The sequence below is a fragment of the Urinicoccus massiliensis genome (genome assembly GCF_900120405.1).
GTDB classification, from domain to species: Bacteria; Bacillota; Clostridia; order Tissierellales; family Peptoniphilaceae; genus Urinicoccus; species Urinicoccus massiliensis.
In genome coordinates, this window is record NZ_LT635493.1 from 291,589 (window position 1) to 306,850 (window position 15,262).

The 15,262-nt window shown below is 42.6% G+C and carries 15 protein-coding genes and 1 riboswitch; of the genes, 1 reads left to right on the forward strand and 14 read right to left on the reverse strand.

The genetic code is table 11. From position 1 onward, the window contains the following. Window positions 1-173 precede the first annotated feature (173 nt). Window positions 174-369, reverse strand: a riboswitch (cobalamin riboswitch). A gap of 574 nt (window positions 370-943) precedes the next feature. The 10 genes from kamE to kal are packed head-to-tail and all read right to left on the reverse strand — an operon-like array spanning window position 944 to window position 10,871. Beyond that, complete coding sequence (gene kamE, locus BQ7400_RS06060) at window positions 944-1,756, reverse strand: lysine 5,6-aminomutase subunit beta (protein WP_034437496.1); 813 nt, start codon at window positions 1,754-1,756, stop codon at window positions 944-946. Beyond that, the gene (gene kamD, locus BQ7400_RS06065; protein WP_072470454.1) at window positions 1,753-3,312 is read right to left on the reverse strand and encodes a lysine 5,6-aminomutase subunit alpha; all 1,560 of its coding nucleotides are present in this window, start codon (window positions 3,310-3,312) and stop codon (window positions 1,753-1,755) included. Before kamD ends, kamE begins: the two co-directional genes overlap by 4 nt. A 4-nt stretch (window positions 3,313-3,316) precedes the next feature. Further along, the gene (gene kamC / locus BQ7400_RS06070) at window positions 3,317-4,939 is read right to left on the reverse strand and encodes a lysine 5,6-aminomutase reactivase ATPase KamC (protein WP_072469799.1); all 1,623 of its coding nucleotides are present in this window, start codon (window positions 4,937-4,939) and stop codon (window positions 3,317-3,319) included. Continuing rightward, a complete protein-coding gene (kamB, locus tag BQ7400_RS06075; protein WP_034437493.1) occupies window positions 4,936-5,967 on the reverse strand; it encodes a lysine 5,6-aminomutase reactivase subunit KamB in 1,032 nt (343 codons plus the stop codon). The genes kamC and kamB overlap by 4 nt, the downstream gene beginning before the upstream one ends. 19 nt (window positions 5,968-5,986) lie before the next feature. Next, a complete protein-coding gene (gene kamA / locus BQ7400_RS06080) occupies window positions 5,987-7,225 on the reverse strand; it encodes a lysine 2,3-aminomutase (protein WP_072469800.1) in 1,239 nt (412 codons plus the stop codon). Window positions 7,226-7,245: 20 nt separating this feature from the next. Beyond that, window positions 7,246-8,283, reverse strand: coding sequence for an L-erythro-3,5-diaminohexanoate dehydrogenase (gene kdd, locus BQ7400_RS06085; RefSeq protein ID WP_034437490.1), 1,038 nt, complete (start codon window positions 8,281-8,283; stop codon window positions 7,246-7,248). A gap of 26 nt (window positions 8,284-8,309) precedes the next feature. Next, window positions 8,310-8,969 carry a 3-oxoacid CoA-transferase subunit B gene (locus BQ7400_RS06090; RefSeq protein WP_034437489.1) on the reverse strand — a complete coding sequence of 220 codons (660 nt, stop codon included), beginning with the start codon at window positions 8,967-8,969 and terminating at the stop codon, window positions 8,310-8,312. Next, window positions 8,959-9,633 (reverse strand): CoA transferase subunit A, encoded by a 675-nt coding sequence (locus tag BQ7400_RS06095; RefSeq protein WP_034437488.1) that lies wholly within the window; start codon window positions 9,631-9,633, stop codon window positions 8,959-8,961. The genes BQ7400_RS06090 and BQ7400_RS06095 overlap by 11 nt, the downstream gene beginning before the upstream one ends. Window positions 9,634-9,660: 27 nt before the next feature. Next, entirely contained in the window at window positions 9,661-10,485 is an 825-nt protein-coding gene (gene kce / locus BQ7400_RS06100; RefSeq protein ID WP_034437487.1) for a 3-keto-5-aminohexanoate cleavage enzyme, read from the reverse strand. A gap of 2 nt (window positions 10,486-10,487) precedes the next feature. After that, complete coding sequence (gene kal, locus BQ7400_RS06105) at window positions 10,488-10,871, reverse strand: 3-aminobutyryl-CoA ammonia lyase (protein WP_034437486.1); 384 nt, start codon at window positions 10,869-10,871, stop codon at window positions 10,488-10,490. 722 nt (window positions 10,872-11,593) lie between these two features. Here kal and BQ7400_RS06110 point away from each other — a divergent pair. Continuing rightward, on the forward strand, window positions 11,594-12,646 hold the full coding sequence (locus tag BQ7400_RS06110) for an acyltransferase (RefSeq protein ID WP_072469801.1): 1,053 nt from the start codon (window positions 11,594-11,596) through the stop codon (window positions 12,644-12,646). Window positions 12,647-12,698: 52 nt separating this feature from the next. Here the strand turns inward: BQ7400_RS06110 and BQ7400_RS06115 are convergent, their stop codons facing one another. From BQ7400_RS06115 to BQ7400_RS06130, 4 genes are read right to left on the reverse strand one after another with little or no spacing between them, the layout of a single operon-like run. Further along, entirely contained in the window at window positions 12,699-13,169 is a 471-nt protein-coding gene (locus BQ7400_RS06115) for a glutathione peroxidase (RefSeq protein WP_072470455.1), read from the reverse strand. 24 nt (window positions 13,170-13,193) lie between these two features. Next, on the reverse strand, window positions 13,194-13,556 hold the full coding sequence (gene crcB / locus BQ7400_RS06120) for a fluoride efflux transporter CrcB (RefSeq protein ID WP_072469802.1): 363 nt from the start codon (window positions 13,554-13,556) through the stop codon (window positions 13,194-13,196). Between the two features lie 35 nt (window positions 13,557-13,591). Further along, window positions 13,592-14,026, reverse strand: coding sequence for a Fe-S cluster assembly sulfur transfer protein SufU (gene sufU, locus BQ7400_RS06125; RefSeq protein ID WP_072469803.1), 435 nt, complete (start codon window positions 14,024-14,026; stop codon window positions 13,592-13,594). Further along, window positions 14,013-15,260 carry a SufS family cysteine desulfurase gene (locus tag BQ7400_RS06130; protein ID WP_072469804.1) on the reverse strand — a complete coding sequence of 416 codons (1,248 nt, stop codon included), beginning with the start codon at window positions 15,258-15,260 and terminating at the stop codon, window positions 14,013-14,015. Before BQ7400_RS06130 ends, sufU begins: the two co-directional genes overlap by 14 nt. Window positions 15,261-15,262 lie beyond the last annotated feature (2 nt).

A 15,262-nucleotide genomic window follows, 5' to 3' on the forward strand; every position in this document is an offset into this window, starting at 1 on the left:
TTCCTTTAATCTCCTGAAATTTTTCATGAATACTTCCTCCTTCTATAAGAAGCCCGGTCTTGTCCACCGGGTCAATCTAGTGTGGGGCATCATTTTTAGACAACAAAAAACGGCCATTGAAAAAATCAACGCCCGTTTTTACGTCAGTGTATAGAAAATCGTTTCCTCGCAATTTCTAGTGTCTCTTTTATGCATGTCTTCTGACTTATGAATCCTCATCTACCTGGCCTTCCCATTCAATCTAGCAATTAAACAGTGGCGTGATTAAGATAGACTCCTCATTTACAGCGGCGGGACCGTGCTGGATTTACACCAGCTTCCATCTTAGCTTACGAAGTTTTCGCAAGAACATAAAAAGTATTCTTATTTACATGTAATATCAATTTAATTATAATCATTATCTCATTGAAATACAAGCTTTTTCCAATATGTAATTATATATACTTTACTAAGATAAAGTACCCTTTATACTTTATTTGTTCAATCTATTCAGGTGTAATTAGATATTGCACTTCTCTCAAAAACCTCGCTTAAAGAATCCTATTCTGAATCTTTTAGATCCGGCAATCATAGATATAACTGCTTTTGCGACCACAAACAAGACAAAACCTTTCTTGAATTCTTAGATTAATACGATACAAGATACTACGATACCTTTTAAATTCAATAAATCTGTGTTATTATAGTTTTGCACTTATCTCACCCTTTCATTTTGTTGTGGTAACTTTATTGTAAAGGAAAAAAGAGATAAGTGCATTTTTTATGGCAAAAAATAAATGTTGGAGTCTAGGGGGACCCCAACATTTATTATAGAACCAGAAAATATAAATTCTCTCTGGTATTTGGTCCAACTTTATGGGGTCACCACAGGTTAGACCGGGGGTTTTCTAATGACAAAAAAAAGGAACCGGCCTAAGGACCGATTCCCGTCTAAAGAGGATGCTTATTTACCCTCTTTTTCTTTTTGTGCTTTAATTTTTTCGGCAACTTTTTCTGCTACGAAGGTTCCTACGTCTTCTGCGAAGGTTCCTTGACCGAATCCGGCATCGTAGCCTAATTCTTTAGCCAATTCGTAGCCTACACGAGGTCCACCGCAAGCCAGGATGACCTTGTCCCGAATACCTTCTGCTTCAACTAATTCAACGAGTTCAGCAAGGTTTGGAATATGGGCATCTTTTTGGGTTACAACCTGAGAAACTAAAATTGCATCGGCATTGACTTCAATGGCTTTTGCAACAAGTTCTTCGTTGGGAACTTGGGATCCCATGTTGATGGCTTCAATTCCTTCGTAACGTTCCAATCCGTAGTGACCGGCAAAGCCCTTCATGTTCATGATGGCATCGATCCCTACTGTATGGGCATCTGTACCGGTACATGCGCCGACAATGACGATGTCGCGGCCGATGTTTTCTTTAATGAATTCTTCAACTTCTCCACGAGAGAGAACTTCTGTATCTACTTTTGGTACATAGATTTTTGTATAGTCGATGGTTACAGGCATTTTTGCATAGACAACAAAGTAGGTGTAGGGAATTCCTAGACCCTTGCTGTAAACAACGCTTGGATCTTTGAAGCCTTGTTTTAAAACGATTTGTTTTGCTGCTTCTGTGGCTTCTAATCCCGGGGGCACTGGAAGTGTGAATGACATTTGAACCATTCCATCATTTAAAGCATCACCATAAGGTTTAACGGCTGTTAAATCTACCTCTTGTGCTTCCTCGTTCATATTTGTATTTAATTTCATTCCAGCTGTCATGCGTCTTCCCTCCCTAACATAAGAGTAATGAATGGATTGAAGTATCCTTCGGTTTTCTTGGCAACGCCTTCGAGACCTTTACCGCCATCGCGAGCCCGTTTAACATCACCAAATTTACCTTCTTCAATGGTCTTGAAGATACCGTCTTTTTCAATTTGAACGAGTAGGTCGTCTGCCTTGTCCATAACTTCATGGGCACGTTGTTCCATCATTCCACCTGGTTTGAATTCAATTTCATCGCCTAGGTTTTTCATATTGTTAAAGATGTATTCGGCATTTTCAATTCCCAGGTAACGGTCGTGTAAGTGAGGTGTATGAACGGCTTCTGTCCACATACCTAATAATTGCAGACCTTGTTTTGTGATAATGGATACAACATTAAAGAGGGCATCTTGAATGTGACCCCGAATGATGTTACCTGTCATGAATTTTGTTGGGGGCATGTATTTTAAGGGTGCATCAGGGAAGATTTGTCTTGCCATTTGTGCTTGGGCTAATTCGTAGACGAATCCATTGGTAATCTCTGGATCCATTTCAAAGCAGTGACCAAGACCCATTTGTTCTTCGGGAAGACCTGCTTTTAAGGCGAATTGTTCATTCATGTATTGGGAAGCAAGTACTGTATGGGCTTCTTCAAAGGCATCAGCTGTTGTTAAATAGTTATCTTCACCGGTGTTGATAATAATTCCTGCATAACCGTTGATTACACGAGAGAAGTATTGGTCAACCAGGGTCCGTTGCATGTTGATATCACGGAAGAGGATCCCGTAAAGGGCGTCATTTAACATAACGTCTAGACGTTCCATGGCTCCCATGGCTGCGATTTCTGGCATACAAAGTCCTGAACAGTAGTTACAGATTCGGACGTATTTTCCGCCTTCTCTTTCTCCAACTTCATCTAGGGCTTCACGCATTAAGCGGAAGTTTTCTTGGGTTGCATAGGTTCCCCCGAACCCTCCTGTTGGAGCATGGTAGGGTACGAAGTCCAATAAGGATTGTCCTGTTGTACGGATTACAGCTACGATATCTGCACCTTCAAGAGCGGCTGATTTAGCTTGAACAATATCTTCGTAGATGTTACCAGTTGCTACGATAACATATAACCAGGGTTGTTCTCCTTGTCCGATTCTATCGATGTATTCTTTCCGTTTATCTCTGGACGCATCTACTATTTTCATGCGTTCTTTGGCAAGGTCAAAAATTACTTTTTTAACTTCTTCTAAAGGATGTTCCTTTAGTTCTAATATGTTTAAGTTGCCTGCTGCAATGTCTTCAGCTATTTCTTGTGGGCTCATGCCGGTTTCGATCATGGCATTTCCTAAGTAATAACTTATCCCACGACCCAATTTGCCTTCGTCGTGGATTTGGTCTACGACAACATTTGGCATTGGAACCTTGTCTTGGTCTTCACCATCAACTCCAAAAAGTCTAAGAACGGCTCTTTCTGTAGATACTGTTGTATGTGCATCGATAAATTCTTGCACTTGGTCAGCAATCCGGGCCGCAGCACTTCTTGAAGAATCAATTAGTTTTTGGTCTAAATTTAGTTTCCCCATTGTTTCACCATCCATTTTTTAAAGTTTTTTCAGCGTACTCAATCACATCTTGAGGCAATCCCATAATCTTTCCGATTTGGATTGCATCCTTAGGTACATCGTTGGAACGAGGTACTTCTTTTAAGCGATAGTCCATATACTTGTTTAATATTTTTAGTTTATCTTCAACATCTTGCTTGCTTTCGTCATCAAAGTCAAAGTCGGAAAGTCCAATAACTTGTAGGTGGCGAACCCCTTCTAGGTCGGTAACCTTGTCAAAGTGGGTTGTCAACACGGTAATTGCAGAAGCACTTTGTAGCTTGTGGACAATGGATAGGCTTATGGCATACCCCTCGATGGGGTTGGTGCCACGGGCTAATTCATCAATTAAGATTAATCCGGGATCTTTACTCTTATCCAGTGCCTTGACTACTTGGGCGATTTCTGCACCAAAGGTGGACAATCCTGAATCTGTTGATTGTTCGTCGCCTATTGATGTGAATATATACTCATTTAACCCCATTTCCATGGATTTTGCAGGAACAAGGATGCCACATTGACCTAAGTAAGCTAATAGCCCTAAGAGCTTTAAACTAATTGTTTTACCTCCCATGTTGGCCCCTGTAATACAGGTTACTCCTTCTTCTACAGATATGGAAATTGGTGTGAATTTTAAGTTGCTTTTTTGAAGATTGTGTTCAATCTTCGGGTGTCTTCCCTCGCAAAGTTCGATTCGATGTTCTTGTAGGATCTTTGGCTTTACCCCTTTTATTTCTAATGAAAATTTTGCTTTAGCCAAAGTCAAATCTAGGTTTGCAAGGTGGTGGATATTTGTTGTAATTTCTTTGTTGTAACTGGCTATTTTAGCCGTGATTTCTTGACGGATATTGAATTCTTCCCGTTCTTCCGCTTCTTTTAATTGGTCAATTTTTGCTTCTTGTTGGTAGAGTGCATCTTCTTTTTTCAGTGTATAAACCAGGTTGGAATAGGATTCCGATGCAAAGGTTAAGTAGGGGCAGTTTTCCACCCTGTTTTTTAACTCTTCGTTACTCTTGGAAACAATAATTGACTGGTCCGGGTTTAAGGAAATTTGATAGTCGGCTTGGATCTTCTTTCGGTAGTTTCGAATGGCAATGCGCACGTCTCGATTGACGGTTGAAATTTCATCCCGGATCCTGGCCAACTCTTCTGAATAGGAATCATAGATGTAGAAGGTGTCTCGACTGGACCCTTCTGGATTCAAAAGTTGGGTCAATTCCGGTATGGTTTGAATGTCTGTTTCTTCGAAATATGGCGCATGGCTGGATTCAAGATAGGCCTTCAAATCATCCAGTAAAAAGATAAAGGCTTTGATTTCAAAGAGTTCAACTTCTGACAGGACGTTTTCTTCCACAGACCGTTGAATGGAAAAGCGGATATCCTTGGCACAGTGTAGGATATCAGCAAGCCGCATGGTTGATTCCAAGGAAGACAAGTAGTTCATATAGGCTTCTACTTGGTCCAGGGCCTTTTCCAAATACTTTTCAGCCCCTCTTGGATAGGGCTTGATGGCCTTTTTATAGTCCAGGCCATAGGGTGTCTGGGTGCTGATTCTTTGTAAACACCAGGTGAAGTCCAATATGTCTTCAACTTTTTTTACTCTTTTCATGAAGATTCTCCCATCATTACATCTTCCACCGGTATTCCTTTTAAGGCCGTTTGCATGGATTCTTTAAAGAGGAAGGGGTCAAATCGATAGCCTTGGGTTGCATAGGGGTTTACGGTAACCAAAACCAGGTCCGACTTATGGAAAATGGCCAGGTTAAGTCCCTTGCGTTGGCATCTTTTGAGGTCCCGTTCTTCGACAAAGATCTTTGTTGCGTCCTTGACGACAAAAATCATCTCTTGTAATTGACTGGTGGATTGGACCAGGTCCAAGAGAGTCTTTCCTGTTAGGGCTCCTGAAAGAACGACTATTTTGCTGTCTTTTTTAAATTCAGCAGCAATTCTCTTGCCGGCATTTAAACTGGTTTGCAGTGGAATTTCTTTGACCGATCCATCTTGGGAGATGATTGCATAGCTATCTCTTTGGAAGAGGTCTGCAATTTCTTCCCGGTGGATATCAATCACCGGTAGTGAGAAGAGACTGGCGACATAGGCTGTCTTTTTGACAACTTCTGTCATTGACCGATGAACGCTGGCTCCAGCTGCCAGGACTGCACATTGGGTAATTTCAGGTGCGGCAGATGTCTTGCGGTCAATGGCCCCATCTAAGATGGAGAGCCTTGCCCCGTAGTCAAGCATCTTGTCCAAAACAACTTTTGATTCTGCCAGGGTTTGTGGTCCGGAAATTTGAATATAGCCATCATATTTGACCCGGCCTAATAGGACGGATCCTAGAGGGGTCTCGTAGGACGTCATCTCTAGGATTTCAACTACTGCATCTGAAAGTTTTAGTAATTCCGTCGTTGTTGCTACGAAGTTTCCTCTCGTTAAATAGATTGTTGGCTTTTCAGTTTCCGTAACAATATCCATCCTTTCCCCATCACGGCCGATGGAAGTAATCCCCACAGGGATTTCTTCTTCATCGGCCATACTGAGGATGTGGTTCAAGGTCACCGTCTTTCCTGAGTTCTTACTCATGCCGATAATGGACATGGTTTGATATTTTTTTGTAACTTCCTCAAGAAAAGACATGGTACACCTCTAAATGTTCTTATTTGTTTCTTTCGTGACGGCGTAAGTGGGCTGGTTCTTGAGCTCTTACTTCATCACCTTTTAGTAATTCGCTAATACCATCGTCTGCTTCAGCTTCAGTGTAGAATGGATCTTCATCAACTACATAGTTTGGTTCTGTGTAGGTTGTGATAACCCCTTCGTAGTTTCTCAAGCAGATCTTGGTTGGAGATTGAGAAATAATATATTGTGGCATAACTGGAGTTTTTCCTCCTCCACCAGGAGCGTCAACTACGAAAGTTGGTACGCAGTATCCGGAAGTATGGCCACGTAATCCTTCAATAATTTCGATCCCTTTAGCAACTTTCGTTCTAAAGTGTTCGATACCCATGGAAAGGTCACATTGGTAGATGTAGTAAGGACGAACGCGAATAGCAGCTAGTTTTTGTACTAGGGTTCTCATTGTTCTTACTGAGTCATTTACACCGCGAAGTAATACAGATTGGTTTCCAAGTGGAATCCCTGCATCGGCTAATTTAGCACAAGCTTCAGCACTTTCTTTTGTGATTTCTTGTGGGTGGTTGAAGTGAGTGTTTAACCAGATTGGGTGGTATTTTTTCAACATGTTAACTAAATCGTCTGTGATACGTTGTGGGCAAACAACTGGAGTTCTGGATCCAATACGAATGATTTCAACGTGGTCGATTTTGCGAAGTTCGCTGATAACATATTCTAGACGTTCGTCAGATACCATTAAAGCATCCCCACCGGAAAGAAGTACGTCACGAACAACAGGAGTCTTGCGGATATAGTCAATACATGCATCCAAACGGTCTTTTGTTACACCAGAGTCATGGCTTCCTGCGAAACGACGACGTGTACAGTGTCTACAGTACATGGAGCACATGTCTGTGATTAAGAAAAGAACACGGTCTGGATAACGGTGAGTTAATCCTGGAACTGGTGAATCTTCATCTTCGTGAAGTGGGTCAGCCAAGTCAGATCCGGCAATGTGTGTTTCTAATCCTGATGGAATTGCTTGAAGTCTTACTGGGTCTTTTGGGTTAGATGGATCGATTAAACTTGCATAGTAAGGTGTAATACCCATGCGGAATTTGTTTAGTACTTGTTGGATATCTTCTTTTTCTTCTTCAGTTAATTCGAAAATTTTTCCTAAAGTTTCAACATCGCTGATACGATTTTGAACTTGCCAGTGCCAATCATTCCATTGTTCATCTGTTACATCTTTGTAAAGTTCGATTTCTCTAAAATTTCTCATTTTTTCTCCCCTTTATTTGCTTAGGCAAAAAGTTTTTCGTATAAGTCTCTAAGTGGTTTACATTCTCTCATGATTTGAAGAGTGATTTCGCCATGGCCCTTAGTATAACCATTACCAATCATCATGTTGACGTCTTTACCAACACCTTCAGCTCCTAGGGCAGCCTTAGTGAAGCTTGTAGCCATACTGAAGAAGTAAACAAGTCCGTCATCTTTTGTAGCAAGGATGGAAGCCATTTCAGTGTTTTCAACGTTTACGCAGTTAATAACAACATCGCAAAGTTGTCCATCAGTAGCTTCTTCGATTTTCTTTAAGGTTCCAACAGCGTCAGTAGCGTCTGCTTCGATGCATACATCAGCAAGACCCATTTCTTTAATTTCTTTAAAACGAGTGTCGTCATAGTTTAAGCAGATAACTTTACCAGTGGGGCCAACACGACGTTTTGCTTCGTATAAGCAAAGCATACCAGCTTTACCTGGTCCACCGATAACGGCAACAGTTTCGCCTGATTTAGCAATTTTAGCAGTTTGTGCTGGAGCACCTGCAACGTCAAGTACAGAAAGTACAAGATTTTCTGGCAGGTCACTTGGAATCTTGGCATAGATACCAGATTCAAAAAGAATAGCCTTACCCTTGATATCTACTTGGTCGATTTCTGGACGAATTTCAATGATTTCGTCAATGCGAAGTGGGGTTAAGGAAAGAGATACTAAAGTAGCAATTTTGTCGCCAACTTTAAGATCTGTTTTGCCTTCTAGGGCAGGTCCAACAGCTTCAACAGTACCGATGAGCATTCCACCAGATCCAGTTACTGGGTTTTGGTGTTTCCCACGGTCTGCAACAATTTTTAAGATGCTTTTTTTAGTTTCTTCAACGTCTTTGCCTGCAGCATTGTAGATTTGAGTAAAGGATGCAGAGTCAATGTTTAAAGTTTGAACATCAATTCTGATTTCGTTGTCATAGATTTCCATGTCGTTGTCTACTTTAATTGCTGGTTGTGGTAATACATTTTTGGGTTCAATAACCCGGTGAGTACCGTATTTGTTTCCTTTTTTCATAAGATCACTCCTTTTAAATATTTTCTTTATTTCATAACAGGAAGGTCGTCGGGAACAATCAGTTCGCAACCTGTCGCTGCTTTGATTTCATCTAAAGTTACATCTTCAGCTAGTTCAAGTAATTCTAAGCCGTGTTCCGTTGGTTTCATAACGCCCATTTCAGTGATAATCAAAGAAACGCAGTTACGACCAGTCATTGGAAGAGTACATTCTTTAAGGATTTTGTGGTTTCCTTTTTGAGTGTGTTCCATGGCAATAATTACATGCTTTGCTCCAGATACAAGGTCCATTGCTCCACCCATGCCAGGAACCATTTTTCCTGGAATCATGTAGTTGGCAAGGTTTCCTTTTTCATCTACTTGCAAGGCCCCTAAAACAGTGTAGTCAACGTGACCTCCACGGATTAGACCAAAACTTACATCACTTCCGAAGAAGCAACCAAAGGGTCTAATGGTAGCGGCTCCGCCACCTGCATCAATTAGATAGGGATTTTCTTCGCCTTCTTGAGGTTTTTGTCCTGCACCTGTGTAGCCATTTTCAGAATCGAATACTACATGCACATCTTTTGGAATATAGTGAGATACAAGTGTTGGAAGGCCAATCCCCAAGTTTACGACATCGCCATCGCCAAATTCCTTGGCTACACGTTCTGCTATGAATTCTTTAATTTGTTGTTTATCTTTCATTCGTTAATGGACTCCCTTCAACAATATAATCGACGACGACACCTGGTGTTACCATCTCATTGCTGTCGATTTCCCCGATATCTACTAAATGGTCTGCTTCCATAATAACTGTGTCTGCAGCAAAAGCCATGACTCCGTTAAAGTTTAAGGCAGATCCTCTATATTTAGTATTTCCGTACTTGTCAACTTCATGTCCACACAGTAAGGCAAAATCAGCATGAAGCGGTTCTTCAAGGATGTATTTCTTTCCTTGAACTTCAACAATTTGCTTACCTTCTTCGATTTCAGGAATTCCAACGCCAGTGCCTGTTAAGACACCGCCCAGGCCATATCCGCCTGCACGAATTCTTTCAGCCAAAGTTCCTTGGGGTACCAAGGTAACCTTTGTTTCATTTTCATTCATTTGGCGACCAGTTTCCTTGTTGGTACCAATATGAGATCCAATGAAGTGTTTGACTTGCTTGTTCTTAATTAAAAGACCAATGCCGTAGTCAATGTAGGCAGTATCATTGCCGATGATTGTTAAATCCTTAAGATCTGTTTCATTTGCAATGTAGTTGATCAAATGATGTGGAGTTCCACAGCCCAGGAAGCCCCCGACCATGATGGTATCCCCATCCTTGATTTTTGAAACAGCTTCTTTAACACTTATAACTTTATCCATAAAAACCTCCCTAAAGCATGATTAAAACTATTTAGATAATGGTTTCAAGCCTAAAATTTCACGAGCTTCAGCCGGAGTTGCAACTTCACGGCCCAATAACTTGGCCATGTCTACAACCTTCTTAACCAATTCTCCATTTGATTTTGCTAAAACACCCTTTTCAAGGTAAACATTATCTTCAAATCCAACCCGGGCATTTCCACCCATAACAATTGCCAGGCAAGCCATGGGGATTTGATAGCGACCAACGCCACCAACAGTCCAAGTAGATCCCTCAGGAATTGAGTTTGCCATAATTACCAGGTCCCTTGCAGTAGCTGTCATTTGTACACCTAGTACAAAGTCAAAGTGCATGGGGGCTTTAATAAAGCCTTGTTTGTGGTAACGGATGGCAAGGTCTACCATTCCCTTGTCAAAAACTTCAATTTCAGGTTTTACCCCGCGTTCAATCATAATTTTACCGAAGTTTTTAATGGTATTTTCTGTATTGATGAAGATTTCGTCCCCACCAAAGTTTAAAGTACCGCAGTCCAAGGTTGCCATTTCCGGTCCGAGTTCAGTTGGTTCCAGACGTTCAAGGTCTGTCATTCCTACTGCACCACCAGTGGATGGTTGGATAATAACATCCGGGCAAACTTCGCGAATTGCATCCATACATTCTTTAAAACGAGCCTTGCTTTGCGTTGGAGTTCCATCATCTTCACGTACGTGTAAGTGGATGATGCTGGCTCCAGCGTCATAAGCTGACTTAGCTTCTCTTTGAATTTCTTCTACAGTATATGGAACGTTTGGATTTTGTTCTTTTGTAACTTCAGCCCCGCAAATAGCTGCTGTAATAATTAATTTTTCCATATTTACTTCCTTTGGCAATCTTTTGGAGTTACACAGATACCCTTTGCCTTACATACGATTTCTGGTTCTTCCAAAACATCGCAAGCAGATGCAGAGATGTCTGGTCTAGAAGTAATTACTTTGCGAGCTTCAAATTCCATTTTTCTAGAAGTGTTACCTTTTTCAGAAATGTAACCTACAGCTTCAATATAGTCTCCAGCATGAACAGGTGCCAAGAAGTCTACATCCGTATATTTGAAGAATAAACCTTCATCTCCATCTTCACGAATCAATAGTTCTGTAGCAACATCACCAAAAAGGGCTAACATGTGTGCTCCGTCAACTAAATTTCCACCATAATGAGCGTCTCCTGCACTCATTCTTAAACGAATCATAACTTTTTCCATAATAACCTCCTGAAATTCATAAAATACGTTTTCACAACAGGACTTCTTAGAAATCTTTGAGCGAAGATCTCCGACCTTGTCAAGCAAGTAGCTTCCTGTCTTCCAACAAACGCCTATGAGCATTGAACTCTAAGTCCAAACATGAAAAAAGAGCCTAAGTTAAATAAAGCAACCACAGGGGATGCATTAAATAAAATAGCTCTCCATATCATCAAGATATGACAGTTGGTAAAATCTACTCTTACGCAACCTGGCATTAACAATGCCATCGGCGACAGAAACCTTCACTATGTACGTTACCCTTCTGCCGCAACCTCTATCCTAAAACCATTTGAACTTATCGTAATTTAATAATACACCATTTTTTTATTTATTGCAATGTAAATTGTGAAAATTTTTACCAAGTGGGGTCTCCTTTCCCAAAAGGGGTCTGGGGATCTTCATTTTCTCTCTTTCTCCGCCCTGGCCTGACTTGCAGTCCTTAAGAGCTTCTCTTGCTCCCGCCAGGTGACCTTTATATTTTTAGCTTTTCCTAATTTTTCTTTTTTCCCCTTGCAAGCCTTATCCTGTTTTTAGGTCTTTTCACGAGCCTTCCTTAAACCTTGTCCATTTTTATTCTCCTCATTTTTCATTTCTTTCATAATGAAAGGACCTGTAAAAATTCTCCGCTTTTGCTCTTCTTTTTGGCTTATGGTAAAATAAACATATTTAAGGAGGAGATCATGGACCAAGAAAAAACTCTAGCCCTGGGAGGGCGGAACCCTTCCATTGATTTGATTAAAAGCTTTGCCATCCTATGTGTTTTATGTATCCACGCCTGTGGCATTTTTTACGACCATCCTGTAGGGTCTGCCCCCTGGACTTGGGGGATTTTTTGGGGGAGTCTCAGCCGATCGGCTGTTCCCTTGTTTTTTATGGCCAGCGGGGCCCTGATGTTAAACCCCGAGAAAAGTCTCCCCCTAAAAAGGCTCTATGGGAAAAATATTCTCAGGATCCTTGTGTCCCTTTTCTTTTGGGCCAGCCTTTACAAGACCTTCGACATGGCTTTTCTGGCCTCCAACCAGGGATTTCTTTCAGGGGCTGAAATAAAAATCGCCCTTGATGACCTGGCCCTCTTCCGCCACAAGTACCACCTCTACTTCCTAGTGGTCATCCTACTTTTCTATATCTGCCTGCCGGTGGCCCGGCTCTTTGTGGCCAAGCTGGACAAAAAACTCTTCCAATATGCCCTGGGAATTTGGTTTGTCTTCGGCATCCTCTACTGGCAGGTCCTGTCTTTTTGGCCCTTTAGTCTCTTGACAGGGGCCATCCAACAAGCGGCCATTTCGTCTACTTGGGCCTTGCTGGGCTATTGCTTTTTAGGTTTCTACCTCTTGACCTACCCCCCGACCAAGAAAACTGGCCTGGTCTTTTCCCTCTTGGGCCTTCTAATCATCTTTTTTGGCTCCTACTTTTTTTCCATCCACTCTCAGACCTTTAATACTTCCTTTTTATCCGGTACCAGCCTGGGGGTTTGTTTCCTGGCCCTGGGGAATTTTACCTTCCTCCTCCACTACAAAGGCAAGCACTGGACCCAATTCCTATCCAAGGCCTCCTTTGCCATCTACCTGACCCACGTCTTTTTCCTGACGATTTTTATGGAAAAGGCCTGGATCTACCCCCTCTTCCCCCTGGGGCTCCAGGTTCCGGTCCTGGTCTTAATGACCTTGGTCCCTTCCCTTCTCAGCTACCTGGTCTTGTCAAAAATTCCCCTGGTCAACAAATGGCTCATATGAAAAGATGCCGGCCCGCAATTCGGGTCGGCATCTTTTTTATTTTTCCTACTTCTTAAAGAATTTTTTCAATATCCTCTTCCAGGTCCTGGGGCTTGGTAGTGGGGGCAAAGCGTCCCACAACCCTTCCTTGTCTATCCACTAAAAACTTGGTGAAGTTCCACTTAATGGCTGACCCCAAAAGACCCCCTTGGGATTTCTTCAAGTCTGTATAGAGGGGACTTTCTCCCTCTCCATTGACGTCAATCTTGCCCATGACCGGAAAGGTCACAGAAAACAAGTCTGTGCAAAAATTTTGGATTTCCTGGTTGGTCCCAGGTTCTTGGTGGCCAAATTGGTTGCAGGGAAAGGCTAAAATTTCAAAGCCTCGGTCCCTATATTTTTCATAGAGATCTTGAAGGCCTGCATATTGTTTGGTAAAGCCGCACTTGGAAGCGGTGTTGACAATGAGAAGGACCTTGCCTTGGTAGTCTTTTAAGGAAAGGTCCTTCCCTTGGCTATCTTGAACGATATGGTCGTAAATCATAAAGTCTCCTTTCATCTTCTCCCCTTAAGAGGATTGAAAAACTAGATATCTGGCTAAATAAATCAATAGAATGGACAGAAAAATGCTGGCCAGGCCATAGAGGATGGATAGGCCCAGCTGGCCCTTGCTTTCCAGGTTAAAAAGCTCAAAGGCCAGGGTGGAAAAGGTGGTAAAGCCTCCACAAAATCCCACCTTTAAAAAGGCCACCATCCTTTGGTCCAGGCCTCTTTTCTCTCCATAAAAGGAAAGCAAGGCCAAAAGAAAGGCTCCCAGGAGGTTAATGGCAAAGGTGGCCCAGGGAAAATCTCCCTGGCTCTTGATTTGCCTACTTAAAAAATACCTCAAGCTGGATCCTAGGGCCCCTCCCAGGGCGACAAAAAAATACATCTTAAGCTCCTAGAAAGGAAAAAATGACCCTGGGGTCATTTTTCTTCTTCCTGGAAGGTTTGGTCCAGGGTGTACCAGGGTAAAACAGCACACTTTACCCGGGCAGGGAGGTTTTTAATGGATTCAAAGGCCCTGGCGTCTCCCAGTTTTTTCAATTCTTCTCTTGCAGTGACAGACCCGTTAATCATCCCGATAAAGTTTTTAGCCAGCTCCCGTCCTTCTTCCACCTTTTTCCCCCGAATGGTATCACACATAATGGAGGTAGAGGCTTGGGAGATGGCACAGCCCTTTCCGGTAAAGGCTGCATCTTCAATAATGCCGTCTTTGACCTTTAATTGCAGGGTAATTTCGTCCCCACAAGATGGGTTGTGGCCCGGTTCTGTATGGGTTGACCCTTCCAGCTCATGACGATTTTTCGGGTTGCGACTTTCTTCCAATACCAGTTCTGTATAAATTTTACTTAGATCCAAGTCCCATCATCCTCCTTACATCGTTTAAATGGGTCACAAATTGGTCCACTTCTTCCCTTGTGTTGTAAAAGGCTAGGCTTGCCCGGCAAGAAGCATTGATTCCAAGATAGCGGTGGAGGGGTTGGGTACAATGGTGGCCCGACCGGATGGCAATGCCATAGCTATCCATAATGGATGCCACATCATGGGGATGGATTCCCTCCAAGTTAAAGGTAATGACAGACCCCCTGTGGTTATTTTTCACTGTATAGAGGTCTAAAAAGTCCATATCCTTGACCTGGTCATAGCAGTACTGGGTCAATTGGCCCTCATAGGCATCAATTTCATCCAGGCCAATGGCTTGTAGGTAGCGGATGGCCGCCACCAGACCCTTGACTCCTCCCACATTTTGGGTCCCGGCTTCAAACCGCATGGGGGCCTTTAAAAAGGTGGAGTGGTCTTCGTAGACATACTCAATCATTTCCCCGCCATAAAAGAAGGGGGGCAGGTCATTGAGTTTTTCTTCCTTGCCATAGAGGACGCCAATCCCCATGGGAGCTAAAAGCTTGTGGCCTGAAAAGGTGTAAAAGTCACAATCCAAATCTTGGACGTCCACCTTGTGGTGGGGGACTGCTTGGGCCCCATCTACAATGGTGTAGATATCTTTGGATTTGGCCTTGGCCTTTTGGATAATCTCTTTTACCTTGGGCAGGGTTCCCAGGGTGTTGGAAGAGGCTGTCAGGGCCAAAATTTTTGTCTTTTCCGTCAGGACTTGGTCCAGGTCTTCTTCCCTTAACTCCTTGCTATCCTTGTCGATATAGATATAGCGCAACTTGGCCCCGGTTTTTTCTGCTACATATTGCCAGGGGATGAGGTTGGAATGGTGTTCCAGGATGGAGATGACAATCTCATCCCCCTCCTTGACCTTGTTGAGGCCCAGGATATAGGCCAGGGTGTTTAAGGACTGGGTGGTGTTGTTGGTAAAGATAATTTCATTGGGGCTCTTGGCGCCAATAAAGTCCGCCACCACCTGTCTTCCCTCTTCAAAAACTTCCGTTGCCACCTGGCCCAGGTAGTGAGCACCTCGGTGGGGGTTGCCGTTTTGAAACTTATAGTAGTCTGTCAGGGCATCTAAAACCCCTTGGGGCTTTTGTGTTGTAGCAGCACTGTCCAGGTAGACAATCTTCTTATCCCATTCTTGACTCAAGTAGGGAAAGTCTTTTCGAATTTCTAAAATTTCTTCCTGAGTTAGCATAA